Origin of the sequence: Paraburkholderia sp. GAS33, assembly GCF_050436645.1 — a bacterium.
GTDB lineage: Bacteria > Pseudomonadota > Gammaproteobacteria > Burkholderiales > Burkholderiaceae > Paraburkholderia > Paraburkholderia phenazinium_B.
This window is the reverse complement of the sequence record NZ_JBNDMP010000001.1, coordinates 930,416-956,603: the sequence shown is the minus strand read 5'-3', so window position 1 is coordinate 956,603 and position 26,188 is coordinate 930,416. Positions and strand designations below refer to the sequence as shown.

Annotated in this window: 22 protein-coding genes and 1 pseudogene; 12 read left to right on the top strand and 11 right to left on the bottom strand. The window is 57.4% G+C overall.

Annotated features, from left to right (window positions below):
* The first annotated feature begins 19 nt into the window (after positions 1–19).
* From P3T24_RS04415 to P3T24_RS04400, 4 genes are read left to right on the top strand one after another with little or no spacing between them, the layout of a single operon-like run.
* Positions 20–619 carry a winged helix-turn-helix domain-containing protein gene (locus P3T24_RS04415; RefSeq protein ID WP_429410823.1) on the top strand — a complete coding sequence of 200 codons (600 nt, stop codon included), beginning with the start codon at positions 20–22 and terminating at the stop codon, positions 617–619.
* A gap of 60 nt (positions 620–679) precedes the next feature.
* A complete protein-coding gene (locus P3T24_RS04410) occupies positions 680–3,841 on the top strand; it encodes an efflux RND transporter permease subunit (protein WP_074268544.1) in 3,162 nt (1,053 codons plus the stop codon).
* Positions 3,838–5,118: an efflux RND transporter periplasmic adaptor subunit gene (locus P3T24_RS04405; RefSeq protein WP_217272843.1), complete on the top strand. Its 1,281-nt coding sequence runs from the start codon at positions 3,838–3,840 to the stop codon at positions 5,116–5,118. The genes P3T24_RS04410 and P3T24_RS04405 overlap by 4 nt, the downstream gene beginning before the upstream one ends.
* The gene (locus P3T24_RS04400) at positions 5,115–6,596 is read left to right on the top strand and encodes an efflux transporter outer membrane subunit (protein ID WP_429410820.1); all 1,482 of its coding nucleotides are present in this window, start codon (positions 5,115–5,117) and stop codon (positions 6,594–6,596) included. The genes P3T24_RS04405 and P3T24_RS04400 overlap by 4 nt, the downstream gene beginning before the upstream one ends.
* Positions 6,597–6,615: 19 nt before the next feature.
* Here P3T24_RS04400 and P3T24_RS04395 read toward each other — a convergent pair whose 3' ends face one another.
* From P3T24_RS04395 to P3T24_RS04365, 7 genes are all read right to left on the bottom strand, one after another.
* Positions 6,616–6,987 carry a response regulator transcription factor gene (locus tag P3T24_RS04395; protein ID WP_074268545.1) on the bottom strand — a complete coding sequence of 124 codons (372 nt, stop codon included), beginning with the start codon at positions 6,985–6,987 and terminating at the stop codon, positions 6,616–6,618.
* Between the two features lie 307 nt (positions 6,988–7,294).
* Positions 7,295–7,969 carry a response regulator transcription factor gene (locus P3T24_RS04390; protein ID WP_074268546.1) on the bottom strand — a complete coding sequence of 225 codons (675 nt, stop codon included), beginning with the start codon at positions 7,967–7,969 and terminating at the stop codon, positions 7,295–7,297.
* A 402-nt stretch (positions 7,970–8,371) separates the two neighbouring features.
* Positions 8,372–11,731 (bottom strand): ATP-binding protein, encoded by a 3,360-nt coding sequence (locus tag P3T24_RS04385; RefSeq protein ID WP_429432738.1) that lies wholly within the window; start codon positions 11,729–11,731, stop codon positions 8,372–8,374.
* A 53-nt stretch (positions 11,732–11,784) separates the two neighbouring features.
* The gene (gene tnpC, locus P3T24_RS04380; protein ID WP_429432736.1) at positions 11,785–13,365 is read right to left on the bottom strand and encodes an IS66 family transposase; all 1,581 of its coding nucleotides are present in this window, start codon (positions 13,363–13,365) and stop codon (positions 11,785–11,787) included.
* Positions 13,366–13,428: 63 nt separating this feature from the next.
* Positions 13,429–13,797 (bottom strand): IS66 family insertion sequence element accessory protein TnpB, encoded by a 369-nt coding sequence (tnpB, locus tag P3T24_RS04375; RefSeq protein WP_429432734.1) that lies wholly within the window; start codon positions 13,795–13,797, stop codon positions 13,429–13,431.
* On the bottom strand, positions 13,764–14,147 hold the full coding sequence (gene tnpA, locus P3T24_RS04370) for an IS66-like element accessory protein TnpA (protein ID WP_429432732.1): 384 nt from the start codon (positions 14,145–14,147) through the stop codon (positions 13,764–13,766). Before tnpA ends, tnpB begins: the two co-directional genes overlap by 34 nt.
* 75 nt (positions 14,148–14,222) lie before the next feature.
* Positions 14,223–16,061, bottom strand: coding sequence for an ATP-binding protein (locus tag P3T24_RS04365; RefSeq protein WP_429432730.1), 1,839 nt, complete (start codon positions 16,059–16,061; stop codon positions 14,223–14,225).
* 577 nt (positions 16,062–16,638) lie between these two features.
* Here P3T24_RS04365 and P3T24_RS04360 point away from each other — a divergent pair.
* From P3T24_RS04360 to P3T24_RS04340, 5 genes are all read left to right on the top strand, one after another.
* A complete protein-coding gene (locus tag P3T24_RS04360) occupies positions 16,639–17,292 on the top strand; it encodes a response regulator transcription factor (RefSeq protein WP_429432729.1) in 654 nt (217 codons plus the stop codon).
* Between the two features lie 206 nt (positions 17,293–17,498).
* Positions 17,499–17,885, top strand: a complete 387-nt coding sequence (locus tag P3T24_RS04355) for a response regulator transcription factor (RefSeq protein ID WP_074268549.1) — start codon at positions 17,499–17,501, stop codon at positions 17,883–17,885.
* Between the two features lie 281 nt (positions 17,886–18,166).
* Entirely contained in the window at positions 18,167–18,298 is a 132-nt protein-coding gene (locus P3T24_RS04350; RefSeq protein WP_302050878.1) for a hypothetical protein, read from the top strand.
* Between the two features lie 191 nt (positions 18,299–18,489).
* Entirely contained in the window at positions 18,490–18,954 is a 465-nt protein-coding gene (locus P3T24_RS04345; RefSeq protein ID WP_429410815.1) for a hypothetical protein, read from the top strand.
* 255 nt (positions 18,955–19,209) lie between these two features.
* A complete protein-coding gene (locus tag P3T24_RS04340; RefSeq protein ID WP_429432727.1) occupies positions 19,210–20,871 on the top strand; it encodes an FAD-dependent oxidoreductase in 1,662 nt (553 codons plus the stop codon).
* Positions 20,872–20,898: 27 nt separating this feature from the next.
* Here P3T24_RS04340 and P3T24_RS04335 read toward each other — a convergent pair.
* The 3 genes and pseudogenes from P3T24_RS04335 to P3T24_RS04325 form a co-directional block, all read right to left on the bottom strand.
* Positions 20,899–21,795: pseudogene (locus tag P3T24_RS04335) on the bottom strand (ATP-binding protein); the annotation flags it as partial.
* Positions 21,796–22,014: 219 nt separating this feature from the next.
* Positions 22,015–22,479, bottom strand: a complete 465-nt coding sequence (locus P3T24_RS04330) for a RidA family protein (RefSeq protein ID WP_074268553.1) — start codon at positions 22,477–22,479, stop codon at positions 22,015–22,017.
* 43 nt (positions 22,480–22,522) lie between these two features.
* Entirely contained in the window at positions 22,523–23,569 is a 1,047-nt protein-coding gene (locus P3T24_RS04325) for an alpha/beta fold hydrolase (RefSeq protein ID WP_074268554.1), read from the bottom strand.
* Positions 23,570–23,873: 304 nt separating this feature from the next.
* Between P3T24_RS04325 and P3T24_RS04320 the strand changes: the two genes are divergently transcribed.
* The 3 genes from P3T24_RS04320 (at position 23,874) to P3T24_RS04310 (ending at position 25,679) form a co-directional block, all read left to right on the top strand.
* Entirely contained in the window at positions 23,874–24,290 is a 417-nt protein-coding gene (locus P3T24_RS04320) for an organic hydroperoxide resistance protein (RefSeq protein ID WP_429411050.1), read from the top strand.
* Between the two features lie 16 nt (positions 24,291–24,306).
* On the top strand, positions 24,307–24,672 hold the full coding sequence (locus P3T24_RS04315) for a BON domain-containing protein (RefSeq protein ID WP_429432725.1): 366 nt from the start codon (positions 24,307–24,309) through the stop codon (positions 24,670–24,672).
* Positions 24,673–24,752: 80 nt separating this feature from the next.
* Positions 24,753–25,679: a LysR family transcriptional regulator gene (locus P3T24_RS04310; protein ID WP_074268557.1), complete on the top strand. Its 927-nt coding sequence runs from the start codon at positions 24,753–24,755 to the stop codon at positions 25,677–25,679.
* A gap of 32 nt (positions 25,680–25,711) precedes the next feature.
* Here the strand turns inward: P3T24_RS04310 and P3T24_RS04305 are convergent, their stop codons facing one another.
* Entirely contained in the window at positions 25,712–26,116 is a 405-nt protein-coding gene (locus tag P3T24_RS04305; protein WP_429410807.1) for a DUF3331 domain-containing protein, read from the bottom strand.
* Between the last annotated feature and the right edge of the window lie 72 nt (positions 26,117–26,188).

Sequence of the window (26,188 nt, the reverse complement as noted above, 5' to 3'; positions counted from 1 at the left end):
CTCATTGGACGTATAAATCATGCTTACGATACCTTCCGTCGATGATGACGCTCTGCTAAATCAACATGGTCTCAATACGGAAGTGCGGAGCACACGCGCCTCAACACCGGTTGATAGCATGTCTAACCTCCAGGCGTTTATCGCGCTAGATCAGATTTCTGCTGCGGCTATCGGGCATGCAGTGCTATCCGCCATTCGCAGCGCCGGCGTTGATTCGCTTGTGCTGGATGCAGACGTAATGTCGATGGTGGAAGAGCGCATTCGAGAATCAAATGATCTCGGCAATCAGGTACCGCGCACTAAACACTCCGATGCTGCGATTGAAACCGCCTTGCGCATTGGGGCGCTCGAACTCGACCTCTTAAAGAGGAAGGCAACGCATAACGGCCATACCCTGGATCTGAGACCCACCGAGTTGAAAGTGCTCGAATGTCTGATGCGCCGCGCCGATCAGATCGTGACGCGCACGATGATTTTCGAAGACGTGTGGAATTGCCACTTCGATCCGCACACGAACCGCATCGACGTCCACGTCGGAAAGTTGAGAAGGAAGCTGGCCGCGCAGGATACGGGGCCGCATATTCATACTTTCCGAGGTGCTGGTTACATGCTCAAGTGAGCGCCACGCAGTCACAGCCTTTGTCCCTTTCCGCTGTTTCGCAGAACTCCTACAAAAGTCATGAACGCCATTGTCCTGATCGCACTGCGCCGCCCACTGACTTTTGTCGTAATGGGCATCCTGATCCTGTTGTTCGGCGCAACGGCCGTACGCAAGACCCCAACAGACATTTTTCCCGACATCAAGATTCCGGTTGTCGCCGTGGTGTGGACCTACAACGGCCTGTCGCCACAGGACATGTCGGGCCGCGTTATCTACTACTACGAACGCGCCCTGACTGCGACGGTCGACAATATCGAACACATTGAAAGTCAATCGCTCTACGGGCGCGGTATCGTCAAGATTTTTTTCCAGCCCGGAACCGACATAGCCGCCGCACAGGCGCAGATTACTTCGATATCACAAACGGTGTTAAAGCAGTTGCCTGACGGCATTACCCCACCACAAGTCTTATCGTATAGCGCTTCCGACGTTCCGGTTCTCGATCTGCAAGTGTCAGCGCAAGGATTGACCGCCGCCCAAGTATACGACCTGGCGTCGAACCTGATCCGCCCGCAACTGGTTGCCGTGCCAGGCGCCGCCATTCCTGCGCCATACGGTGGCGCGGCCCTCAACGTAGAAATCGATCTTGACCAAACCAAGCTGATGGCTCACGGACTTTCCGCCGTAGACGTCGGCAATGCGTTGAAGTCACAGAATGTCGTGCTTCCCGCCGGCGACCAGAAAATTGGTGCGCTGGATTTTCTGGTCGAAACGAACGCCAGTCCGGTGGAAGTGGCGACATTCAACAACCTGCCGGTCAAGACCGTCAACGGCGTGACGGTGTATCTGCGCGATGTGGCCTATGTCCACAGCGGCTCACCACCGCAGACTAATGCGGTTCTGGTGAAAGGCAAGCAAGCGGTGCTTATCCAGATCCTCAAGAGCGGCAATGCCTCGACGCTGCAAGTCGTAAGCGGGATCAAGAAAGTGCTGCCAGGCATCATCCGCACCCTGCCACCAGGTGTGCAGATCACCACTTTGAACGACGCATCTGGCTTCGTGCGCGACTCGGTGAAAGAAGTGGTCCAGGAGATGATCACCGCTGCCATCCTGACCGGCCTCACGGTATTGCTTTTTCTCGGGAGTTGGCGTGCGACCCTCATCGTTGCTACGTCGATTCCGCTGGCCATCCTCTGCTCCGTGCTGGCGCTCTCGTGGTGCGGACAGACTATCAATATCATGACCCTTGGTGGACTTGCGCTTGCAGTCGGCATTCTCGTCGACGACGCAACCGTGATGATCGAAAACATCGACGCTCACCTAGAAGCCGGTGCTGAGCTTGAGCCGGGCATCATCACCGCCGCGAACCAGATCGTTGTTCCGACTTTTGTTGCCACGTTGTGCATTTGTATCGTATGGCTGCCTCTATTCCAACTCGGCGGCGTCGCGGGTTATTTGTTCGTGCCACTCGCCGAAGCCATCATTTTCGCGATGATCGCGTCATTCATTCTCTCGCGCACATTGGTGCCGACCATGGCGGCCTACCTGTTACGCGGCCAGGTTGAGCAGCGCAAGCGGGGACCGGTGGAGCATTCGGGCATATTCACGCGCTTTCAGCGCGGTTTCGAGCATCGCTTCACGCAGTTTCGCGTGGCGTATCGCAGCACGCTGACGCGCGTCGTCATGCAGCGACGGCGCTTTGTGACGCTATTCTCCATCGGAGCGTTCGCGTCACTTGCCCTGCTTGGCTTTCTCGGACGTGACTTCTTCCCGGGTATCAAGTCCGGAGAGATCGATATGCATATGAGGGCGCCGGTCGGTACGCGTCTTGAAGACGCATCCGAGATTGCGGTCCTCGTCAACGCATCGATCCGCAAAATCCTGCCTGGCGAGGTCACCAACGTTCTGGACAATTGCGGCCTCCCCGTAAGCGGCATTAACGAGGCGTATAACTCGACCGGCACGATCGGCCCGCAAGACTGCGATATCACAATCAGTCTGAAGAGCAACCGCTCACCCGTCGACGACTACCGTTTCAAGCTGCGGCGCGAACTTCCCAGACTGTTCCCAGGAACGGCCTTCACGTTCCTGCCGGGCGACATCACGGCAAAGATTCTCAACTTTGGACTCCCAGCACCAATTGACGTACAGATAGCCGGTAGCTCACAAGACGCCAATTTCGCCTATGCGCAAGCCTTGGCCGCAAATCTGCGTCGCATTCCTGGTAGCGCCGACGTCAATATCCAGCAAACGCTCAACCAGCCTACCTTGAAGATCGCCGCGTCGAGGTCGTTCGCTTCCGGTATTAATCTGACTGAGGCTGACATTGCCAACAACGCGCTCGCTACGCTGTCCGGTAGCGGCCAGACCGCACCGACCTACTGGCTCGATACCTCAGCTGGTGTGTCGCACCTCGTGAACCTTCAAACTCCACAGGATGAGTTGAGCTCGGTTAACGATCTCGAGACCATTCCTATCGATGGGACGAACGATGGCACAAGTGGTAATGGCCCGCAGCTTCTAGGTGCACTGAGCCGCATCAGCCAGACCGGTACGCCCTTGCTTGCGTCGCACTACAGCATCCTGCCGGTGATCGACATTTTCGTCAGCAATCAGCAACGCGACCTCGGTGCGGTACAGGATGCAGTGGATCACGTCGTCGCGGGTATGAAGCACGAAATCCCGCGCGGCGCCAGCGTACGCCTGCTCGGTCAAGGCCAGACCATGCGCAGCGCGTATGCCCAATTGCTCGCCGGGCTGGCGCTGTCGATCCTGCTCGTCTATCTCGTCATCGTCGTGAACTTTCAGTCATGGCTGGACCCGTTCATCATCATCACCGCGTTGCCCGCCGCGCTGGCCGGAATTGTCTGGAGTCTCTTTCTGACCAACACCACCCTATCCGTGCCGGCGCTGACCGGAGCCATCATGTGCATGGGGACTGCGACTGCGAATTCGATTCTGGTGGTCTCGTTCGCCCGTGAGCGTCTCGCCGCCCACGGCAATGCTGTAGAGGCGGCGATCGAGGCAGGATTTGCACGGATCAGGCCGGTTTTGATGACCGCGCTCGCAATGATCATCGGCATGCTGCCAATGTCCTTCAGCAATACCCAGAACGCACCGCTAGGACGCGCCGTCATCGGTGGTCTGCTGTGCGCGACCTTCGCCACGCTACTGTTTGTGCCGTGTGTTTTTGCACTCTTGCACCGTGACAGAAGCACTAACATGGAGTCGCACGCATGAACGCGAATCAGGAAGTTTCACTCTCGCGCCGTATGCCGGCCTGGCTGCTGGCAGCATTGGCTGCCCTGCTGGCAGCCGGATTCATCATCCTCGGCATCACCCGACGCTATAGCAATGTGGCGGACCTGCGGAATGTCGCCTCTGAGGAATCGATCCCTCAAGTACAGATCATCTCACCAGCGCCTGGGCCCGCAACGCGCTCAATTACGCTACCTGGCACGATCAAGGCGTGGTCTTATGCGCCGATCTATGCGCAAGTCTCGGGCTATGTGACCAAGTGGTTCAAGGATTACGGGGCTCCGGCGAAGGCCGGCGAACTGCTTGCAACCGTCGACGCACCTGCTGTGGACGAGCAATACGAAAGCGCCCTCGCAGACCTCGAGGTCGCGCAAACGAACTACCAGCTCGCGAAGGTCACCGCGGCTCGTTGGAGCTCGCTCGCCGGCACCCAGGCGGTTTCGCAACAGGAAGTAGACGTGAAGGTCGCTGATGCTGCCGTGCAGATGGCGCAAGTCCACGCAGCCGAGCACAAGGTCGCGCGCTTCAAGGTACTGGAGGCTTTCAAGAAGATCGTTGCTCCTTTCGACGGTGTAGTCACGTCTCGGAATACCGACGTGGGCAACTACGTCAACGGAGCCGGTGGCGACGTCGGCGCACGCGGTTCGGATGACGAATTGTTCAGCGTGGCGGACATTCACGAGATGCGAGTCTTTGTTTCCGTGCCACAGGATTACTCCGGAATGCTCGAACCCGGCCTCACAGCCACGCTTACGTTGCCGCAGTATCCTGATCGGGTGTTCAAGGCATCTTTCGACACGACAGCGAACGCATTCAATCCGCAGACGCGCACTGTGGTGACAGAATTGCTCATCCCTAACCCAGATCACCTGATTTGGCCGGGCACCTACGCAGACGTGCATTTCGTCGCACCATCCGATCATGGTGTGCTGATCGTCCCCGAGCAGGCGTTGCTGTTTCGCGCGCAAGGGATGCAGGTCGCACTGCTCGACGCCAGCAATAAAGTACATCTGCAAGGTGTCAAACTTGGCCGCAATCTAGGTCAGACGGTCGAGATCGTAGGCGGTCTGAAACGTTCAGACCGGCTGATTCTCAATCCATCTGCTGGCACGCTAGAAGGGGAACAGGTGCGCATCGCCGCTGGTGTGCCGGGCATTGCGCCTGATGCAAAGTTCCGCCCCCCCGGGGCAGACGCTGCCACCATGAGTGATACGCAGCACGCAAAGGTTCAGGCCGCAACCGACAACGGGGATCAATGATGGGGCGCGCTCGATCTTCTTTCCGGATCACCTGCTGGGCAGCGCTAACGCTGCTTGGCGGCTGCGATCTCGCGCCGGTCTATACACCCCCGCAGACACTCCTACCGGAACGATACCAGGGCACGAGTCCATTCGTCACTGCGAGCCCGCAGGATCAGCTCTCGCACGGCCCCTGGTGGCAGATGTTCGGCGACACGCAACTGGATCAGCTTGAGACGCAGCTCGATGCGTCGAACCCTGATTTACAGGCCGCCGAACAATCTTATACGCAGGCACGCGATGTTGTAGCGGAAGCCCGTTCGGGGCTCTTCCCACAATTGACTACCCAAGCCTTCGTGTCTGGTAACAGGGAGTCCGCTCACGCGTTGTTCCACAGCGGTAGCAACGCCGAGCAGCAGGCTTCGAATGGATATGGCGCGGCGGCAGTCTGGGAACCCGACTTCTGGGACCAGATCCACAACAGCGTCAAACAGGCGAAGGCGAACGCAGAAGGCGTGGCGGCAGACGTTGCATCCGCACGCTTAAGTCTCGAACTGGAATTGGCAAATGACTACATGGCAATCCACGGTCTCGATACCGAGCACGCTGTCTATGTTCAAACGATCCGGCTTTATCAGAACGCAGTGGGAATCGTGCAGCTCCGTCTCGCCGGCAAGATTTCTTCTGGCCTCGATGTTGCACGTGCCCAGAACCAGCTCGCTTCGGCTCAGGCTGCGGACACCGACGTCCAGGCGCAGCGCGCTGTGCTGGTGCATGCCGTTGCTGTGCTGGCGGGGGTGAATCCGTCGACCTTCACGCTGCCGGCTTTGACGAACGCGTCGGCCGCGGTCCCGACGGTACCCGTGGGGGTACCGTCCGACCTGCTTCAACGGAGGCCCGATGTAGCCCAGGCCGAGCGTGCCATGGCAGCGGCCAACGCCGCCATTGGCGTGGCCCGCGCCGCGTTCTATCCCAACATTCGTCTTAGCGCTTCGGCGGGTTTTGAAGATACCGGCTTTGCACTGGCATCGCTACCCAACAGCCTCTGGGCAGTCGGCGCGTCCGCAATGCTACCGATCTTTGAGGGCGGACTGCGCAGAGCTGAATTGCAGCAAAGCAGATCGATATATGTCCAGACCGCGGATCACTACCGCTCGGTTGTACTTGATGCTTTCCGGCAGGTGGAAGACCAACTGGTTCTGACCGACAAGCTAAGCACTGAGGCCGAACAACAGAGGCAGGCATTACAGGCCGCGGCGAAGGTACAAGACATCGCACTGAACCTCTATACAGGCGGCCTCGACAACTACCTGAACGTGACAGTCGCGCAGATAGCCACATTGACCGCGCAGATAGCCGAAGTCCAGGTGGAAACCCGGCGCTTGCAAACGGCGGTTGCACTGGTAGGCGCATTGGGCGGTGGGTGGACTTCCTCGGATCTACCCAGCGGAGATCAAACCATACCGTTTAGTCCGCTACACCTGCACGAAGACGACTAGCTTTGCGAAGACTCAAGCACTACGGCTTACCAAGGGCCGCACTAAGATAGTGTTCGAGGACGGCCGCATCGACCGGCTTCTCGAGAAGCGCTAACGCGCCATTGTTAATGACTGTGGCGCGAAGAGTCTCAGTCGGAAAGGCGGTGACAAAAATGGTGGGTATAGTATGGCCGAGTCGCACCAAATCTTGGTGCATCTCGACGCCAGACATGTTTGGCATTCTCACATCGGAGATAAGGCACGCAGTGTCGACAATTTTTCCAGACTGCAAAAAGGCCTGCGCCGACGGGAATATGTTTGCTTGCCAACCTAGCGAGCGCACCAGGGCGGAGGTTGCTACGCAGACGGCTTCATCGTCGTCCACGATGGAAATAATCTGAGCGATACGCACGCCACGGACCTCGCTCTTCGTGTGAAGTTGTGCGAATACAGGGCGGAATGAAAAACAGAAGGTGGCTCCCCGTACTTGTTACTGTGCGCGTAAAGCTGGTTGGAAGCGCGCAATGTTTAACCAACAATATCCCGAAGAATTCCACCACGCCATGCTACGAGTGGGTGCCGCGACCAAACCATAGTTTGCATCACTCATACTTCGGTATATTCGGCAAGGAGGCAAGTGCGCCGGAGCGAACGTGCATTGCGGTTGGCTGCTACCCCAGCAGGCAGCGACGTAGGAACCCTACGCCGAGGTAACAGCCTTAATGGGCTTTAGGATGGCTTGGCGCGATGTGGATAGCTTCGGCTTTTCTAACCAGTTCGGCTACTGAGCGCGACTCCATTTTCTTCATCATTTGTCCACGATGAATTTTTACTGTTATCTCGCTTAATTCCATTTCCGAGGCGATTTGCTTGTTCATCAGGCCAGCTAACACATAACCTAGTACATCCCGTTCACGGGGCGTCAGGGATTCATACGCGCTGCGCACAGCAGCAAGAGATTGTTCTGCTGAGATGCGTTCGACATCATATTTCAACGCTTCGGCGACAGCGTCCAACATGTCCTGATCGCGAAATGGCTTCGGGAAAAAATCGCGCGCACCTGCTTTCATCGCCCTGACAGACATTTCGATATCGCCATGTCCTGTAATGAATAGCACAGGAATTTGCAAGCCGCTCTTTGCGATTTCCTGATGAAATGTGAGGCCACTCTCGCCGCGGAGCCTGACATCGAGAATCAGACAGCTCGGGCCAGCATATTTTGGAAAGGCTAGAAATTCCTTCGGCGACGCAAATGTCTCTGCACGTAAATCGACGGAGCGTAAAAGCGCACCGAGCGCGTTCCGCATAGACTCATCGTCATCCAAAATGTAAACCACCGGAGACATGTTCGCATTGCTGCCTTGAAGCGGCGTCGAAAGCGCTCCCGAAATCATCTCGTACCCCTTTGATCAGTTAATGCTGTGCGACAACGTCGGCCTCACAATCGCGACCCTTGACGCGTGGAGCCATTAGTCACCGGCGTCGATACCCGCAATTATGGCGTTGCCAAGCTCGGTAGTGCAAACGAATTTCAGCAGAAAATTCCGGTCCGTCTAGCGTCCAGACGCCGGAATTTATTGTCTGATGTTTGTAACCGACATCGAGATGTTTGGTCTGCTCGACCGTTCAGTGAAGAGCTACCATTCAAGCAAACCAATGTGAGGATTATAGGTCGCAAAAAAGCGGTCCATTGGCCTATCTACAGTGCCCTATTTCTCCGAAGATTGACCAATAGCGCGCGTCAGTGAAGGGCAGATCGGAAATCAAGGCAACGCTTTTCGGGGTGACGTCGGCCACTAATTCCCCGCAGACTGGGGAACAGAGAATTGAAAGCAGGCACCGCCTAGAACATCAGAAACTGCCTCAATGCTACCGCCGTGAGCCTCGACAATAGATTTGCAAATGGACAAGCCCATGCCCATCCCTGAGTCTTTCGTTGTGAAGAACGAGTCGAAGAGCGCCGGCGCCGACTCGGCCGCGATGCCGTGACCGGTATCTGACACTGCAACCCACAGCGTATTCTCTTCGTCCATCCGGGTTTTGATTTCAATGACCTTTTCCCTTTGCCCTGTATCGCTCATTGCCTCGCAAGCGTTGACGACCAGATTCATGAGCACCTGTTGCAGCAGGATCCGGTCCCCTCGCACGTTCAGGCTTCCAGAATCAAAATTCCCACGAACGACTATGCCTCCGTTGCGCAGCTGTCCGCGGACCAGTCCGAGCACCTCCCGTATCGCCTCGTTCACGTCGAGTGTGTCGAGCCGAGGTGCCGTCCGTTTGGTCATGGCGCGCAGGCTTGTCACAATATTGGCTGCCCGCATACTATCGGCCGATATCTGGTCCAGCATGCCGCGCACCTCTCCAATATCCGGTGTCTCTCGATTAAGCCATCGCAGCGCGGCTCTAGAGCAGGTACCGATAGCACTCAATGGCTGGCTAACCTCGTGAACGATTGAAGCGACCAGTTCGCCCATCGCCGTCAATTTGGCGACTTTGTCGAGTCTTTCCTGCGTCTCGCGAAGATTGCTTTCTGTCGCAGCCCGCATAAGGTTTTCCGTTTGGAGGTCTTCATAGAGCCGCACATTCTCCAATGAAATTGCTGCCTGTGAAGCGAGCACCTCCAGCATCTGTACATTGTCCACGGTGAAGATGCCTGCGATCAGACTGTTCTCCATGTAGAGCAGCCCCAGTAGCTTGCCTTGCTTGACGAGCGGCACGCAAAGGATCGAGCGTGGCTGACGCTCTATGATGTAGACGTCAACCCCATAATGAGGGTCCTCTCTCGCGTCTCGAAGCACGAGCGATTCTTGCGTCCTGAGCGTGAAGTAGGCGATCGCCGTGGGCAAGATCTCGGGCGACGCCACGCCTCTCTCCATTCTGACGTCGGCCGTGCTCCTGGAATACGTTGCCTGTGCCGCGACGGTCAGGATCCCATCCATGAGAAGGCACAACACCGCCCGGTCGGCTCCTGCGTATTGCTGCACGTTCTCAAGAAGTACGTGAATCAGCCTGGCCAGAGAAATCTCACTCGACAACGCCTGTGCTGCGCGAAGCATCGCGCGCGCGTCGAACTGGTACCCTCGCACCAGATGTTCAGGCGTTACCGCCGTTTCGGCCGTTGGCTTAAGGTACGCGAACTTCTGTTCGATGCGTCGAAGCATCGAATCGGCCCCCCAACACGCGTAGGCATTCCAGGCCCGCTTCATGTAACCTTGCTCGGCGGTATGCCAACGCTGGGCCGCGCAAAAGTGCGCAGCAAGCTCGCACGACAGCCCCTGAAGATGCAAAGCGTCCGACTCGGTAGACAATTGAATGGCCGCCTCGTAGAGACTTTGCGCATCAAGAATCCGGTTTTCCACATAGGCAAGTTCGCCTTGAATCAGCTTCTCTCGAGATAAAAAATTGCTGGGGCAGTTGCTCGACCACTTCGTGACGATCGACAAGCGGTCATTCGCGATACGGAGATGCACCTCCTTTTCCTCCACAGTCGAATGGCGAGCCATCGCCAATCTGAGGAGCGCGCTGTAGAAATTGAATTCCGCAATCTCAAGAAACGAGCGGGACGACCACGCAATTCGATTTGCGTTTTCCTCAGCACGAAGTGCGGTTTCAAAATCCCGGAAATTATAGGCAACCTGTAGTTGATAGGTCCAGAATGCGAAGGCTGCGATGTCGCGATAGAACTTTCCACCAAGACTATTTTCCAAGAGCGCCGCGTAGTCAGGGCAGTCCTCGGAAATTCCCAAGTCAACAGGAGCACCGCGCATGGCATTAATAAACCACGCCTGCGCGACAAACGCGTCGATTACGATCGCAAAGTTTGCCTGCCGCGCGAGGACGAGGCCCTCCTCTACCGTTGACTGTGCGTCGGAAAGTGGCGCTCCGCAGAAGAGCAGATTTGTCGCCAGATGTCGCCTCGAGTAGATCGCGAAGGTCAAGTCGCCTTGTTGCGTCGTGAGTCGGATCGACTCACGGATGTGCTGTCGCGCAACTGTTGCTGGACCGGTCCATGGCAGGTTCAGTGTTCCGTAACACATCTGAACACGCCCCTGGAAACGGGACAGCCCCCTCTCGGGCGACAAACGCATAGCGAGCTCGCCAAATTGGGATGCAGTGCGGTAGTCGCCATACCTGGCGCCTACGACAAGACTGAGGCAGACATAGGCATAGCAGGATGCATCACAATTACCAAATTTCAGACTAAGTGAACTCATTCGCAAGACGACCGTATCCTTGAGATTCAGATCGGTGAACAGAGCCGCCGGTTTGAGGTCAGCGAGTACGTCCATCGCGTACCTCACGTTCTCGTCCTGATTCAGTGGCGCCGCCACCAGATCATTGATGCTTCGGTCCGAATAAAGTGTTCTGAATTCCAGGTATTCCGCGTCGACTTCCTCATCGGTTGGAGACAACGGTAGAACGATGCCTGTTTCCTCGGCGAGATAGCGCAGTCCGACCTGGAGTGCGAGTTTCGGTTGGTCGAGCGCTACGTGCAGGGCGACGCGCAGACGTGCCAGTTCCGCCTTGTTCTTATGGTTCAGCAGGTCAACACGCAACCGACTCAGGCGATTCTCTGCACGGCTCATCTCCATCGTCAGGAATTCACATTCGCCAAGGCGAAGTTCAATCAATGCGCCTATGGTTTCACGCTGGTCCGCGTCCTGCGCAAACATCCGTGCACACGAAAGATACGATCTCGCCGAGGCATAAGCAGTGGCCTCTTTGGCCAGCCGTGCGGCCTCAAGGTTGAGCAGCGCAATCCGTCGACGCTCATCTGGACCGTCCACAACGGGCATCGCCATGTTCAATTGTTGAACGATAGCGAACGCGCCCACTGACAATTCATCGTTTGCGCTGCTTTCCAACAAGTTTCTACCAACGCGCAGGTGTCCTTCGAGACGTTCCCGATAGGTCATGCCGTTGAGAACCGCTTCCCGAAACCGATCGTGCGAAAAGGTGAATCGCCCATCCTCTGTCCAGACGAACTGCGAATCCATAGCGTCGCACAGACGGATTCTTATATTGGTTTCCGACAATTGCATTGCGTCAGCCAACGCTTTTGCAGACGCAGGTCCAGCGAGCACGGCCAGACACCTAAGGACGTCGATAGCATCGGGCATAAACGAATGAAGCTTGCCCTCGAGGAGTTTGACCACGCTTGAGGCACTTCTCTTGTAAGCGGCTGGGGAACGCGCCTTGACGAGCTACGCTAATCGACGGTCACGGTTGGTTGCCAGCGATGCGGCAGCAATGCAGAGATGTCGCTGGCCTTGTGGGTCGGCAATCGCGTGAGGATGTCCTTCAGGTAGGCGTGCGGGTCGTGGCCGTTAAGCTGTGCCGACCTTATGAGGCTCATGATGGCGGCAGCGCGCTGGCCTGCGCGTAGTGAGCCGGCGAACAGCCAGTTGGCCCTGCCGATGGCCCATGGACGTATCTGGTTTTCTACCCAGTTGTTGTCTATAGGCACGTGCCCGTCGTCGAGATAACGCGTGAGCGCCTCCCAACGCTTGAGACTGTAATCAAGCGCTTTTGCAATCGCTGAACCTTCCGAAACCAGCTTGCGTTGCGCCGTCATCCATTCGTGCAGTGCATCGCACACCGGTTTGGCCCGGCTCTGCCGGAGTTTGCGCCGCTCTTCGGTATCCAGCACTGCAGCGTCGCGCTCGATATCGTAAAGCGCAGCGAAGAACGGCATGGCCTGTCCAGCGACGTGGCTGCTGTGATTAGCATGCAGGTCGAAGAACTTGCGCCGTGCGTGCGCAGCACATCCGATTTCAGTGATGCCCTGCTGGAATCCGGCCTTGTATCCGCCATAGTCGTCGCACACCAGCTTGCCCTGCCAGTTGACGAGAAACGTGCGAGCATGCTCGCCTGCGCGGCTGTCTGCGAAGTCGTAGACCACCGCGCGCAGATCACTGAAGTGCGTGGGCGCGTATGCCCACAGATACGCCCGGTGTGTCTTCCCCTTGCCGGGACTGAGCATCTGCACCGGCGTCTCATCCGCATGCAGCACACCCTGCTGCAAGAGTTCCTGATGGAGGGCATCGACCAGTGGCTGCAACTGTGCGCCGCACGCGCCGACCCAGGCACCCAGTGTCGAGCGCGGTATCGCCAGACCCGCCCGCGCAAAGATCTGTTCCTGACGATACAGGGAAAGGTGGTCAGCGTACTTGGCAACCAGCACCGAGGCCAGCAGCCCCGTGGTCGGGATGCCCTTGTCGATGACGTGTGCGGGCACTGGCGCCTGAACCAGCGTTTCGCACTTCTTGCAGACCCACTTGCCACGGATATGGCGCTCTACCGTGAACACGCCCGGCGTGTAGTCCAGCTTCTCGCTGATGTCCTCACCGATGCGCACGCGCTCGCAGCCACACTGACACACGGTGCTGTCCGGCTCGTGGTGGATCTCCGTGCGCGGCAGTTGCGCCGGCAGCGATGCACGCTTCGGCTGCTGGCGTGACGGGGCGGCGGGGGTTTCCGGCTGAAGCTGCTCGAGCTCCAGTTCGATGGCGGCCAGATCGGCGTCGACGGCTTCGTCCAGCAGGTTCATCTGCTCGCTGCTGAGCTGTTCGCTGCGCCGGCCAAACTGCTGGCGCCTGAGGATGGCGATCTCGTGGCTCAACTGCTCGATACGGGTCTGCCGGTAACGCAGCTCGCGTTCGTTCTCCTTGACCTCCCGCGCCTTCTCTTCGATTTCCCGGTCTCTCTCCTGCACCTGGGCAATCAGCTGCGCGGCGAGCGTGCGCAACTGTTCCGGGCTGAGGGCGTTGAGGTCGGCGGGCAGGTTCATGCAAACCAGTCTGCCAGAACCCCTGGCACCGTGGAAGCGCAACAGTTTACGTCCCTGTTGGCCTTATACGACGCGGATCACACCGTTCGGGCCGATGCGCTGCCACGGCAAACCGATTACCAGACCCGCGAGCTGCTCCTGCGTGAGTGCGTGTTGCTTCGGTTCGCTGCCAGCGTGAGGCCAGACGAACTGTCCCTCGTTCAACCGTCGCGCTGCCAGCCAGATACCGATTCCGTCGTGAACCAGTACCTTCAGGCGGTTGGCTCGCCGGTTGGAGAACAGGTAGGCATGGTAGGGATGCGCAGCGCCGAACACCTTGACCACCCGCGCCAAAGCCGTGTCGAAACCGGCACGCATGTCCAGCGGGTCGACTGCCAGCCATACTTCATCAATGCGGATCACGCGAGCCACTCTCGCAGCCAGGCGGCGCATTGCGCTGCCTCTGATGTCGGCCAGCTAACCGTGATCGACTGACCTCCACGGCGAACCTCAATGCGGATCTCGGACGAGTGCGTATCCGGTGTTCCCAATGGTACTGGCACAAAGGCTGGCAGCGACGGTGGCGTGGCAGGTGGGCGGCCCAACGGCCTCCTGGGAAGTCGACCTTCTGCCTGATCGATCCAGCGCCGAAGCAGATTCGCATTGAGCCTGTGTTCCAGTGCAACTGCCGCAACCGATACGCCGATTCCCTGGCAGGCCGCTACCACCTGGGCCTTGAACTCCTCGCTATAGCGTTGCCGCCGACGACGCTCTGGGAGTGATTCCGATTCTATAGTGTTCACGTGTCCGCTTATTCGTGTAGTGGACACGATACTGCCAAGCGCCGCAGCCAGATTCAAGATGGGTTTGCTGGCCGCTTACCTTCTCTTATCCGCTACCTCAGTCAGGTTCGCACGCCATTCACGTGCAGCGTCATCGTAGTCAACGACGTTCTCGTCGATAAGAGAGCGTAATAGCTGTATGACAAACAGCGGATTTCCTCCCGTTCGCGCGTGCACAGAAGCGGCGAGATCGTCAATTCCGGCAATATCGCCAGCCAGCAGGCTTTTTAGCAGCCTTTTGACATCGTCCTGCGGCAGGGAGGTCAGCGAGAGTCGACGCAGACAGTCGTCATTCGGAAACGCAAGTCCCCATGCGTTCCCCAATTGCATTTCACCTGACCGTATCGCGCCAAGAAATAGAACACATCTGTTTGACGAATGCCGCATGGCGTATGCAAGCACTTCGAGTGTACCCTCGTCGACCCACTGCAGATCGTCCAGAACCATGATCAGGGGGCGCCCGCGGGTCGCAAGCGCCCCGAACAGCTTGACCATAGCCTTGAGAAAACGCGGCCTCTCCGCGTGAATTGAGACTGCGCGGCAATGCTCAAACACACCAAGAAGCGGCGTGAACGATGGAAACACCGCGGAGATAATCGATGCATCGTCTGCTAGCGCATCCTTGATCCGCGTCTGGATCAGTTTGAATTCATGCGGTGGACAACCGAGAATTCCTCGTTGCCAGTAGCGAAGCGCACGAGTCAGACTTGCGTAGGGCGTGGCGCCCTCGGCTTGTTCGCACTTGCCCATTGCAAACTCGTGCGGAACTTCGCGCAGTTGCTTGCGCAGATGTTGAATCAGGGCCGTCTTCCCAATACCTGCCGGCCCCTCGAGCGGAATCATTCGGGCCGACTCGCCAATCGAAGCTTCGTGCACCGCTTTACGAAGCGATTCGAGTTCGCCGTCACGACCTAGCAGCACATCGGATGTTCCAAGCAACGATTTCGCGTGAAGTATTCTTGTCGAAGACCCGTTGCTTCCTCCTTTTGCATCGCATGTGAGGAGGTCGGCCACCACGTCCGCGGCCAATTGATACCGCTCTTCGGGCTCCTTGGCCATCAGCCGGAAGAGTATCGCCACCAGTCTCTGCGCAACGGCTCCAGACGGTTCCATATGCTCTGGGGGCCATCGAGCGATATGCGCATGGATCTCTTCGGCGGGCGCCAGGCCCGGAAATGGTACCCGTCCTGTCAGCAGCAGATAAAGGACGCAGCCCAGCGAGTACAGATCGGTGCGGCAGTCGACCGGTCGATTGACCCGGCCCGTCGCCTCCGGTGCTATGTAATGCAAGAGATCAGGCCCGAGGTGCGACACGGAACCGTCCACTGCTGATACGTTGCGCGCATCGATGGTGAGCGAGCGAAATCCCGTCAGCCAAGCACGGCGACGTCCAGGGTGAATCATGATGCTGCCCGGCGTCAAACCGCCGTGGACCAGATTTCGGGCATGTGCTGAAGCCAGTGCGAGTGAGATCCCGACAGCCAGATTCAGAACCTGGTGGACAGGCATTGTCACATCAAGGAGATTGCTTAACATCTCGCCGCACGGGTCTTGCAACAGCATCGCCGGACTATCGTCGTGGGTAATGAACCGAACCGGCCGCAGCGCGAAGCCAAGCTTTAACTCGGCTCTGATGTCGTATTCGTATCGCAATTGGGTCAACGCACCGCTCGTCTCTCTGGAAGCAGGCACTGCGGCGAGTACCGACACCCCCGACTTTTCCGCCCGATAAAGCCGTACTGAGCTGCCGCGCAGGAGCGTGAGCTTTGCCTCTGCTAAGCTCGTGATTTCTTCTGAATACGTACTCAGCATGTACTCCCCAACAACGTCATGGATCGTGTCGCGAACATCCAGGCCAGCCACGTCGTTGGCCAATCGTACTGGGGACGACGATGTCTTACCATCCGGTCTCCTTTAAATCGATAACCGTGGCAGCAATCCGCAGTACTCCTTCGCGCCGCAAACTAAGGTCGCGCACATATCGTGTCTGATAGCGGGGAAATCTCGACCGAAGTCGATGTCACCTCTCACGGGTCAGAGCGGTCTAGAGAATCGCGTTTGAATACCTCACGAGAGTCTCGCGCGGTAACCGGGATTACCTGTGGTGATGCTCACCGACTGGCGTGCCCGGCTATGTTCTCCGAGCAGGCCAGACAGAGCAAGAGCAACTAAGTTCACGGATGGTTGCCTACAAAGCAACGTTTGCAGGCGCTCCCCGCTCCCACTCTCTCGCCGGGTTGCCCTACGGCAACTCATCTTCGCGCCACCATACGAACAGGTAGGCTGCCTACCCAGACGAACTACCTCTCTACCCCTCTTAGATGTTGAGATAAAGGATGGCGGGGGATACTCTTCACAGCGAGGAATTCAGCGGGTAAGAACATCAGGGATATCCCCGACGAAAGCGCGCAATCAGGCGTCTTTACGGCTTCCAATACTCGTTGAGGTCAACATGAAAACAAACAAAATATTGCTATCTGAGGCGGTTGTATATGTTGTCGACGACGATCCTTCGATCTGTAGCGGTCTCTCGAGTCTGCTGCGCTCGGAGGGGGTCCAGGTATTTACATTCGGCTCTCCCGAAGGCTTTCTGAACATTGAGATGGCAGATGTGCCGAGTTGCCTGATCCTGGACATCCGCCTACGGGGTGCCAATGGCTTGACCCTGCAACAGGAGGCGCTTCGCGAAGGCATTCGTCTCCCGATCATTTTTCTGACAGCCCACGGCGACATTCCTATGTCGGTTAAAGCGATGAAGGCCGGTGCATTCGACTTCCTAACCAAGCCATTTCACGATCAGGACATGCTAGATACCGTGTCGGCTGCGCTCACAATGGATCACGAATTGCGAATCCAGGAGCGAATGGTTGCGGACATTCAAGGCAAATATGACGCGCTGACGCCTCGCGAGAGAGAGGTCGTCGTCTTTGTTGCCGAAGGTTTGATGAACAAGCAGATCGCAGGCCGCATGGGGGTGAGCGAAGAAACAGTCAAGATTCACCGCTCCCAAGCCATGAGAAAGATGGAGGCGCGGTCGGTGCCCGACCTGGTCAGGAAACTTCAACGCGTTGTCCTGCGCAATCACCGTCCACCGAAGTCGCCATGACACGTCTCTCAAGACTACCGCTGCAGAAGATTCCCGTACGTCTCATGAGCACCGAAAAACGAGTTTTCAGCGAGCTCCCGCTCGCGAGCGCACATTGCATAACTAACTCGAACGTATTATTGCTCCAGACTCCAAGCGCACCTACGTTTAGGTCGGGGCCAAAGTAGTCGCCGAAATTCCTCTTCGGCGTGGGTCTTTCCTACACGATGAAACCACATTCGCTTCCCGCTGTTATCGCTGTGGTCGACGACGATGAGTCGGTCCGGCTGGCGACCGCCAGTCTACTGAGATCGTGCGGCTGGACTGTACGCACTTATGCCTGCGGTGCTGACCTGTTGTCAAAGATCGACGAGGACGCCATCGGTCTAGTCATCGCCGACGTTCAGATGCCTGGTATGGACGGATTCGCGCTACTCAAAAAGCTTGTCGAGCGAAGACCTGATGTCCCGGCAATCTTTGTTACCGCCTATGCAACCCCGAACATGGGCGAGCGATCAAGTATGGCCGGTGCGATCGAAATTTTTACGAAACCGCTGGACGACGCCCGGTTCTTGGCTCGCGTTGCGGAGATTGCCGGCACGGCGCCATGCTAGCCACGCCTGGCCGATAGGGACCGGTCACACCAAGGTATGTATTGCTCAGACCAAGATGGCGCTCCAGCATCCGCTCGTAGCATTGTTTATGTCGGCCTTTGGAAGTACCTTCAATACAACGCGATACGCAGCCGTTGTTCCCTCGAAATGCTGAACACGACACAGCACCCACATGACAGCGTACGCACATAGTCTGATAAGACACCTCTCAAAACGACCGATTAGCGATGTGTTCAAACAGACCCGAGCAACGTAGTAACGAATGATTCAGGGTGAAACGTATGTCGACTTCAATCACACTGCTGGCCAACGGCTACCTAGAGATTGTCTGCACGGACCCTTGGCTCGAACCACTACGCCGGCACTACATCATCCGTCGTACCGTGGACTACGGTTCTATCTGCATGCAGTAGTGCCTGCGAGACGCGCGCCCCGAAACAGGGATGCGTGTCGCTAAGTTGACTCACCCGGCATCTTATCGGCGAGGTTCACCATGTTTTGGCGTGACCCCTTTCAGTTACCGCGCGCCGGCCGCGCTGCGAGATCGACCCCTCAGGGAACGGACGCGTACAGCGTTATATCGGGCGAGCCGGAGAGGTCAGCGATGGTCAGCGATGACATTGGCATCACTGACCATCGTTCGGAGCGTTTTCCTCGCATTACGTGGAATCCTCGCCTCGGCATTTACGAAGGTCACGATTCAGCTTTCGCGGTCACATCGGAGTTGGGCACATGGACGCAATCGGTCGTGCTTCTCACGGCGATCTGGTCGCTCTGCGAATTGCCCGTTGAACTGCTGAGCAGCCAGACGGGCCTCGAAAGCGCAGCGTGCATTGCCGCAAAGCTGATCTGGATAGCCTTATCGATTTGGACCTTGCACGGCAGTCGCGCGGCGAGAGCTATCTTTGCCTTTTGCTGCAGCGTCAGCGTACTTTCTATCGCTTCTGGGTTGCTGACAGAGCAGCGGTTCTTTGTCGTGGGATTCTGTCTTTCTGCCGTAGAGTGCGCAGCAAAGGCTGCCGCATTCTTGTTGATCGTATGGCCAACTGCTCGGCGCGTTACCCTCTAGGACCGCTTCACCGTAGCAAAAGCCACATACCACCGCATTGATTTCTGCTCCGCCCGAATGGCGCTCATACGAACATATAACCTGGTTATTCTCGAGTGTGACGATAACAGCCGCTTGTGGGGTTGTGACGAGGCGCGCGCCGCCTTAACCTACGAATCACTATTACAAGCCAGCTTATCTTGCGCGGATCGGTTTGCCCATCTCTGCCTTAAAGTGGTTGGCTTGCTCTCTCCGACTTGTCATCAGGTTATCTAGATGTCGAAAGATCAAGAGTCCGAAGGCCATCAGATGTATCCACGGTTTACCGCTGCGCAATTGGACAAAATTCGCCGCTTCGGAACGACCGAGTATTGGAAAGCAGGCGACGTGATGTTCAGGGCTGGCCAATCCGGATCAGGAATGCGGGTTCTGATCAAGGACACGGCCAGACTCACAAAGCGCGATGGTCTGGGCCGCTCACAGCTTCTGGTAGAAGTGAGCGAGGGACAATTTCTGGGAGAAACGGTTCAATTGACCGGCACACCTGCTTTAGCTGATGGCCACGCGGTGACCGACATCGAGGCGCTTTTAATTCCGCCCGAGGGCATCCGCGCGTTGCTCGTGGCGGAGGCCCAACTAGGCGAGGAAATTATCCAGTCGTTCATCTTACGCCGTGTCAGACTGATTCAGAATGGCGGTGGTCCAGTATTGATCGGCCCCGCGCAAAATCTGAGGCTCGTCGCACTGCAGGGGCTCTTGCGGCGAATCAATCATCCCCACTCCGTCGTAGATGCAGTAAGTGACCCGAACGCCCGCGCCTTCCTCGAGGCGCTCGATACGCGGAAAGAAGATTTGCCCATCGTTATCCTCTCAGACGGTACCGTGATGCGCAGCCCCAACGAACGCCAGTTAGCGGCGAAACTGGGCCTCGTACCCGAATTCAGCACTGCCCATACCTACGATATCGCTGTCGTGGGGGCCGGTCCAGCGGGACTCGCCACTGCCGTCTATGCTGCGTCCGAAGGGCTTTCGGTGATTGTTTTCGATGAGCACGGCCCCGGAGGTCAGGCCGGGGTAAGTGCGCGGATCGAGAATTACCTTGGTTTTCCCGCCGGCATTACGGGCCATGAATTGGCCGCACGCGCGTTTGTCCAGGCTGTAAAGTTTGGGGCCAAAATTGCGATACCCGTCAGTATCCAGGCTCTGGATTGCAAACGTACACCATTTGAACTCGAACTGACCGACGGTCAGCGCGTCTCGTCACATACCGTTGTGATTGCGACAGGCGCTGCATATCGTCGTCCTGCCATAGCAGGGCTTGATCGGATCAACGGTTGCGGCGTCTATTATTGGGCTTCGTCGATCGAGGCCAAACTTTGCGCGGGGGACGAGGTTGCGCTCGTGGGTGGTGGAAATTCGGCCGGACAAGCGATCGTGTTCCTCTCGTCGTATGCGAGCCGCGTCCATGTTCTGATTCGCGGCAACGACCTTCATAAAAGCATGTCTAGCTACCTTGTCGAACGCGTCACATCGCTTTCCAACGTCGAGGTGCATACGATGACGACCGTCGCCTCCGTTGAGGGCAATGAGGACGGTTTGGCGAGAATCGTATGCCAGACAGCCAGCGGCCGCAAAACATTGGAATTGCGGCATCTGTTCTTGTTTGCCAGAGCAGATCCCAACACCGGTTGGCTGAGTACGTGTCGCGTCGAAGTCGACGAGAAGGGCTTTGTGAAAACCCGCATGGACGCAAGCGTGCATGCGGACGGCCCCCCTTCGACTCTGCAGACGAGAGTACCGGGCGTGTTTGCTATTGGCGACGTGCGTTCATCGTCGGCCAAGCGTGTTGCGGCAGCTGTGGGTGACGGTGCAGCGGTCGTGGCGGAAATCCATTCATATCTGGCAATCCGCAGAGCGTGTTCAAAGGTCGGACATTAGTCGTCGCGTGCAATACCTTCTTTGCGGTCAGACAGCGCCTTTGAGCGCGAGACGCGCTTCAATGCCTCCACCGTCACGATTTCGCAGCACCAGGCTTGCGTTCATGGATTCCGCCAATTGCTTCGCAATAGCTAGCCCCAACCCGGTACCTCCTGTTTGCCGATTGCGCGACGATTCGACGCGATAGAAAGGCTGGAACACCGCGTCCAGTTGATGAGCGGGAATTCCCGGGCCTCGATCAAGCACTGTGATGGAAACTTGCTGTCCCGTCATCGAATCTACCCTAACCTCAGCCGAGCCCGAAAACTTGATTGCATTGTCGACCAGGTTTGCGAGCACCCGGCGCAACGCATGCGGCCGCGCAAGAATCGGCGTTCCGATCCTCCCCACTAGCCGTACCGCTCCACCTGCGTCGATATACTCGCCGACAAGACTTTCCAGAAACGCGTCGGGGTCGATGCGCATCGCCGTCTCCGCGGTTCCGTGTAACGTACGAGCATAAACAACCCCCTCCCGCACCAAAGATTCCATTTGCTTGAGGTCATCCTGCATTTTCTCCCGCTCGGACGTGTTGTCCATCATGTCTGCACGGATGCGCATGCGGGTGATCGGCGTTTGCAGGTCGTGAGAAATGGCGGCCAGAATCTGTATCCGCTCTTTCAAGCAGGCGCCGATGCGCTCCTGCATGGCATTGAAGGCTCGCGCTGCTCCGGCTATTTCAACCGGGCCATCTTCGGGAAGGCGTTGCAAGCTAAGGTCGGGGCCCAGGGTGTTCGCTGCGTTCGCCAGCTCGTTCAGAGGGCGCGTCGCGACCCGGACCGCAATCCAGCAACATCCGGCGAGAAGCGTGAGTTGCGCCAACAGAACAAGAGGCAGCCGGCCAACCAGCGCACTCTCGTGCAGGGCGGGCAAGTCGATCGTCAGCCAGAGCGCCAGGCCTTGCGCCGCTATGACACCTGCGATCATCACCAGGGTCAGGCGCATGAAGAGCGTGCGGGGTAACGTCAAAATTCGGTAGTGCTTCATTCGAAGCGGTCCTCCACGATCACCGCAGGTCCGAAGTTTCCCACACTCGATGTCGACAATGCCAGCCGTCAGAACAGCCGGCTGGCATTGCGCGCTACTCAAAGGAGGCTGGAAATATCACTTCACCTCGACCACCATCTCGATCTCGACACACGCGCCCAATGGTATCTGCGCAACGCCAAATGCCGAACGCGCGTGCTTGCCGGCCTTACCGAATACGTCGGCGATCAGCTCCGATGCGCCGTTCGTTACCAGATGTTGCTCAACGAAGTCGTTGGTGGAATTGACAAGGCTCAGCACCTTCACAATCCGGGTTACCCGATTAAGATCGCCAATGTGGGCGTGCAATGTCGCGAACAGATCGATGGCGGCGGCACGCGCGGCGAGCTGCCCCTCTCCGGTCGTCAGCGCCTCCCCCAGTTTGCCCGCCCACACCTTGCCGTCCTTCCTGGCAAGATGACCGGACAGATAAACCGTATTGCCGCTTTGCGCACTCATTACATACGCGGCGGCGGGTGCACCCGCGACCGGCAATTCGATATTGAGTTCTTTCAGCCTGGCGTAGACGTCGTGGTGGCTCATAAGTTGCTCCGCTGGATATAAACGATTGGGATCAATGGCGGGACTAGCCAGCCACCTCAATAACGGCTTCTGCAAAGGCCTGAGGTGCCTCTTGGGGAAGATTGTGGCCCGCACCCTTGACAAGCTGGTGCGAGTATTTCCCCGAGAACTTCTTCGCATACGATGCCGGATCGGGATGCGGCGCTCCGTTGACATCGCCTTCCATGGTGATCGTCGGTACGCTGATAAGAGGGCCGGCAAATAGCCTCTTTTCCAAATCGTCGTACTTCGCCTCGCCCCGCGCGAGGCTCTGCCGCCAGCGGTAGTTGTGAATCACGATCGCGACATAGTCCGGGTTGTCGAAAGCGCTCGCGGTGCGGTCAAACGTGGCGTCGTCGAAAGCCCATTTCGGCGAAGCGATTTGCCAAATGAGTTTGGCAAAGTCGTCCTTGTATTTTGCGTAGCCCAGTTCCCCGTGCTCAGTAGCGAAGTAGTACTGATACCACCACGCATACTCGGCCTTAGGCGGCAGTGGTTGCGCTGTGACTTCAAGATTGGTGATCAGATAACCACTCACAGAGACCAGCCCTGTGCAGCGCTCCGGCCACAGCGCCGCCAGAATGCAGGCGGTCCGCGCGCCCCAGTCGTACCCTGCGACGGTCGCCTTATCGATCTTGAGCGCATCCATCATCGCGATGATGTCGACGGCAACGGCCGCTTGCTGTCCGTTGCGCATCGTCGCGTCCGACAGGAACCGCGTCGTTCCATGGCCACGTAGATACGGAACGATGACCCGATAACCGGCCGAGGAGAGCATTGGGGCCACGTCGACATAGCTGTGGATATCGTACGGCCAGCCGTGCAGAAGTATCACCACCGGTCCATCGGCAGGGCCGGCCTCGGCATAGCCGACGTTCAGCACACCAGCATTGACCTGCTTCAAGGAGGAGAACGAGGTGTTCGTTCCCGGCTTTATAACAGACAGGTTGGCGAGCTTGCTGGCACCGGATTGTGCATGTGCAGAGCCCATCATGCCAAGCTGGGCGGCAGCCAGCGCCATCGCCGCGGTGCCCAGAAAGCCGCGACGGCTAGGGTCGATCTGATCCGACATTGATATCTCTCCTGTAGAGGTTTGATGGCCAACAGCTAAGCGCTGGCGACGAGATCAGAATACGTGCAGGAGGATGGAATTTAAATGATACATACCGGTGCTGCGGCCACTGCTTATGCGTGAGCGCCTAATACGTGCGTATAAAAACTACCTCAATCTGCATTCTATTTCGCAATGCCAATTATTTCTTATACGCCTGTATACCGACTCAACGCGAAGATATGTTGCAGTTGATGCGATGCTCAGCATATTCTCGTTAGCAAGCTGCGTCGCAGGACACAGCGTCTTCAACATGGAAGCCATCATGACCCAGCTCGAGAAAATCCTGTACACAGGCAAAACCCATACGACCGGTGGTCGAGATGGCGCAGCACGCAGCTCCGACGGCCGACTCGACATTGCGCTCTCGTTGCCCGGAAGTACGCGCAGCGGTACCAATCCAGAGCAACTCTTCGGCGCCGGCTGGTCAGCCTGCTTTATCGGTGCGATGGGACTTGCGGCCGCGAAAATGAAACTCGCGCTGCCTGCCGACGTTGCGGTCGACGCCGAAGTAGATCTGGGCACAACGGACGGCGCATTCTTCCTTCAGGTCCGGATGAATGTCAGCCTTCCCGGCCTAGAGCGCAATATCGCTCAGGTCCTGGTGGACTCAGCACATCAGAACTGCCCGTATTCCAGGGCTACGCGCGGCAATATCAATGTTGCGATCAGGCTGATCTAGCGGATTCTATTTTCTCATGGAGTTTACGATGACAATGATAAAAGAAATTTCAATCGCCTTAGCAGCGGCGGCTGCCCTGGTCGGCACTACGTGTGTGAATGCCCAGACCAGCGCCGGGTCGGCCGACAACGCAATCCAACCATCAAAGAAAGCACTGCGAGCGCGAAACTTCCAGCTTGAAAAGACCGTCCGTCGCGCATTGACGCACACGAAAGATCTCGACTCCGCGGGCATCACCGTTCTTGCGAAAGGGGGCGTGGTGGCGCTCGACGGTACCGTGCCAGACAACGACGAGATCCAGATAGCGAACGACGCTGCGGCCGGCGTGGCCGGTGTAAGCAGTGTCAAAAACAATCTGATCATGCGTGAAGCCGGTCACTAGTCCACCAGATACACGCGCTCGCGCCACGCGAGCGTGTCAAGGCTTGAACGCACTTTCCCACCGGCAATGAGACACGCGACATGCGAGAGATCAATCAGCAGCGCTTGCGCTACTTTCACGCGGTACTGATACACGGGACAATCCGCGGCGCAGCTGAGAGCCTCAATACTTCTCCTTCGGTGATCACCCGGCAAATCAAGCTACTCGAGGACGAGCTTGGCTCGACACTATTCGTCCGCGAAGCCCGTGGCGTCAAGCCAACCGAAGCGGCCGACCACCTGCTGGAGTTCTGGCGAGGTTACCGGTCATACCAGGAGCAGCTCGAAGACCGGCTCCAGGCTTTAAAGGGACTACAGGAGGGCCGTATTCAACTGGCCCTAAGTGAGGGTTATGTAGACATACTGATTGAAGAGGTACTCGCGCAGTTCTGTGTGCAGTATCCGAAGCTGCGTATCAGCATTGCCATGCTTCCCGTCGATGACGTCGTGGAGGAAGTTGCGGAAGGTCGCGCGCATATAGGACTAGCCTATAACCCACCGCCCCATCCGCGCGTCGAGTGTCGCGCGAGTTCCGCACAACCGGTCGTTTTGCTCGTCCGGAAAACTCATCCACTAGCGCTGCGGGGAACACCCGCCAGTATCGACGACGTACTGGCCTATCCGATTGCGTTGATGCCTGCAACGTACGGGATCGGACAGTTCACAAAGATGCTGGCGTTTACCGAGAACATTGAGATCCAGCCGTCCTTGATTACCAATTCTCTTACCGGTCTGAAACGTTTCGCAGCGTCTGGAAACTTCGTGACGTTCATTGGCGAGTTCGCCGCGTGTAGAGATATCGTATCCGAGAATCTGGCCATCGTACGTATAGATCATCCCGTCTTCCGTGGGATCAAGGCCAAGGTGCTGGTGAAGTCCGGCCGGCCTCTCGTCGCTGCCGCTCAAGAACTGCTTGACTGGATCTTGCGACGAATGGAAATGTTTGCAAGAGAAGCCGACCTCATCTGAAATGCGAACCTCTGAACGGAATTGGTTCGACTTCACCCGGTCTCGTCGAGCACTACGGCCAGAATCATAGCGTGTGCGTTAAGAGGCGAGGCCCGGCCTCGACGCGGCTTGAACACCTCGTCGTTGGGAAAAATCGCCCGGCCACTCATCGCACAAACACCTTTGACGCGAGAACGAGACGCTCGCCAAACCTGATCACCGTAACAACAATGTGTCGAGTCCCGCCAGGCAATCGTCGCGGTTGAAGCGTCGGGACGGTCGAGCAGTTTTACCGACGCCCGATGCGCTCCTCTTGCCACCTTATTGGAGCGATTCTTGCCAGGTTTCGCGGCAAAGGAAGACGGTGAATTGGCGTCGGAGATTGGGGCGCCGGCGATCAGCGACAGTAAGCCGATTGTTTGTTTCCATGCATCGGCCGAGTTCGAACTCAACTGCATCTTCCGACTCCTCATCAAGAGTGGCTTTCTCGATCATCTGTAGCGCGTCGTCGAGGTAATCTCGCTCGATCC

Coding starts and splice junctions, on each gene's coding strand:
- P3T24_RS04405 (WP_217272843.1), top strand. CDS start 3,838: ATGAACGCGAATCAGGAAGTTTCACTCTCGCGCCGTATGCCGGCCTGG.
- P3T24_RS04315 (WP_429432725.1), top strand. CDS start 24,307: ATGGAGTTTACGATGACAATGATAAAAGAAATTTCAATCGCCTTAGCA.
- tnpB (WP_429432734.1), bottom strand. CDS start 13,797: ATGCGCCGCCTGGCTGCGAGAGTGGCTCGCGTGATCCGCATTGATGAA.
- tnpC (WP_429432736.1), bottom strand. CDS start 13,365: ATGAACCTGCCCGCCGACCTCAACGCCCTCAGCCCGGAACAGTTGCGC.
- P3T24_RS04390 (WP_074268546.1), bottom strand. CDS start 7,969: ATGATTTCGGGAGCGCTTTCGACGCCGCTTCAAGGCAGCAATGCGAAC.
- P3T24_RS04325 (WP_074268554.1), bottom strand. CDS start 23,569: ATGTCGGATCAGATCGACCCTAGCCGTCGCGGCTTTCTGGGCACCGCG.
- P3T24_RS04400 (WP_429410820.1), top strand. CDS start 5,115: ATGATGGGGCGCGCTCGATCTTCTTTCCGGATCACCTGCTGGGCAGCG.
- P3T24_RS04310 (WP_074268557.1), top strand. CDS start 24,753: ATGCGAGAGATCAATCAGCAGCGCTTGCGCTACTTTCACGCGGTACTG.
- P3T24_RS04355 (WP_074268549.1), top strand. CDS start 17,499: ATGAAACCACATTCGCTTCCCGCTGTTATCGCTGTGGTCGACGACGAT.
- P3T24_RS04320 (WP_429411050.1), top strand. CDS start 23,874: ATGACCCAGCTCGAGAAAATCCTGTACACAGGCAAAACCCATACGACC.
- P3T24_RS04350 (WP_302050878.1), top strand. CDS start 18,167: ATGTCGACTTCAATCACACTGCTGGCCAACGGCTACCTAGAGATTGTC.
- P3T24_RS04330 (WP_074268553.1), bottom strand. CDS start 22,479: ATGAGCCACCACGACGTCTACGCCAGGCTGAAAGAACTCAATATCGAA.
- P3T24_RS04345 (WP_429410815.1), top strand. CDS start 18,490: ATGGTCAGCGATGACATTGGCATCACTGACCATCGTTCGGAGCGTTTT.
- P3T24_RS04410 (WP_074268544.1), top strand. CDS start 680: ATGAACGCCATTGTCCTGATCGCACTGCGCCGCCCACTGACTTTTGTC.
- P3T24_RS04415 (WP_429410823.1), top strand. CDS start 20: ATGCTTACGATACCTTCCGTCGATGATGACGCTCTGCTAAATCAACAT.
- P3T24_RS04360 (WP_429432729.1), top strand. CDS start 16,639: ATGAAAACAAACAAAATATTGCTATCTGAGGCGGTTGTATATGTTGTC.
- P3T24_RS04340 (WP_429432727.1), top strand. CDS start 19,210: ATGTCGAAAGATCAAGAGTCCGAAGGCCATCAGATGTATCCACGGTTT.
- P3T24_RS04305 (WP_429410807.1), bottom strand. CDS start 26,116: ATGCAGTTGAGTTCGAACTCGGCCGATGCATGGAAACAAACAATCGGC.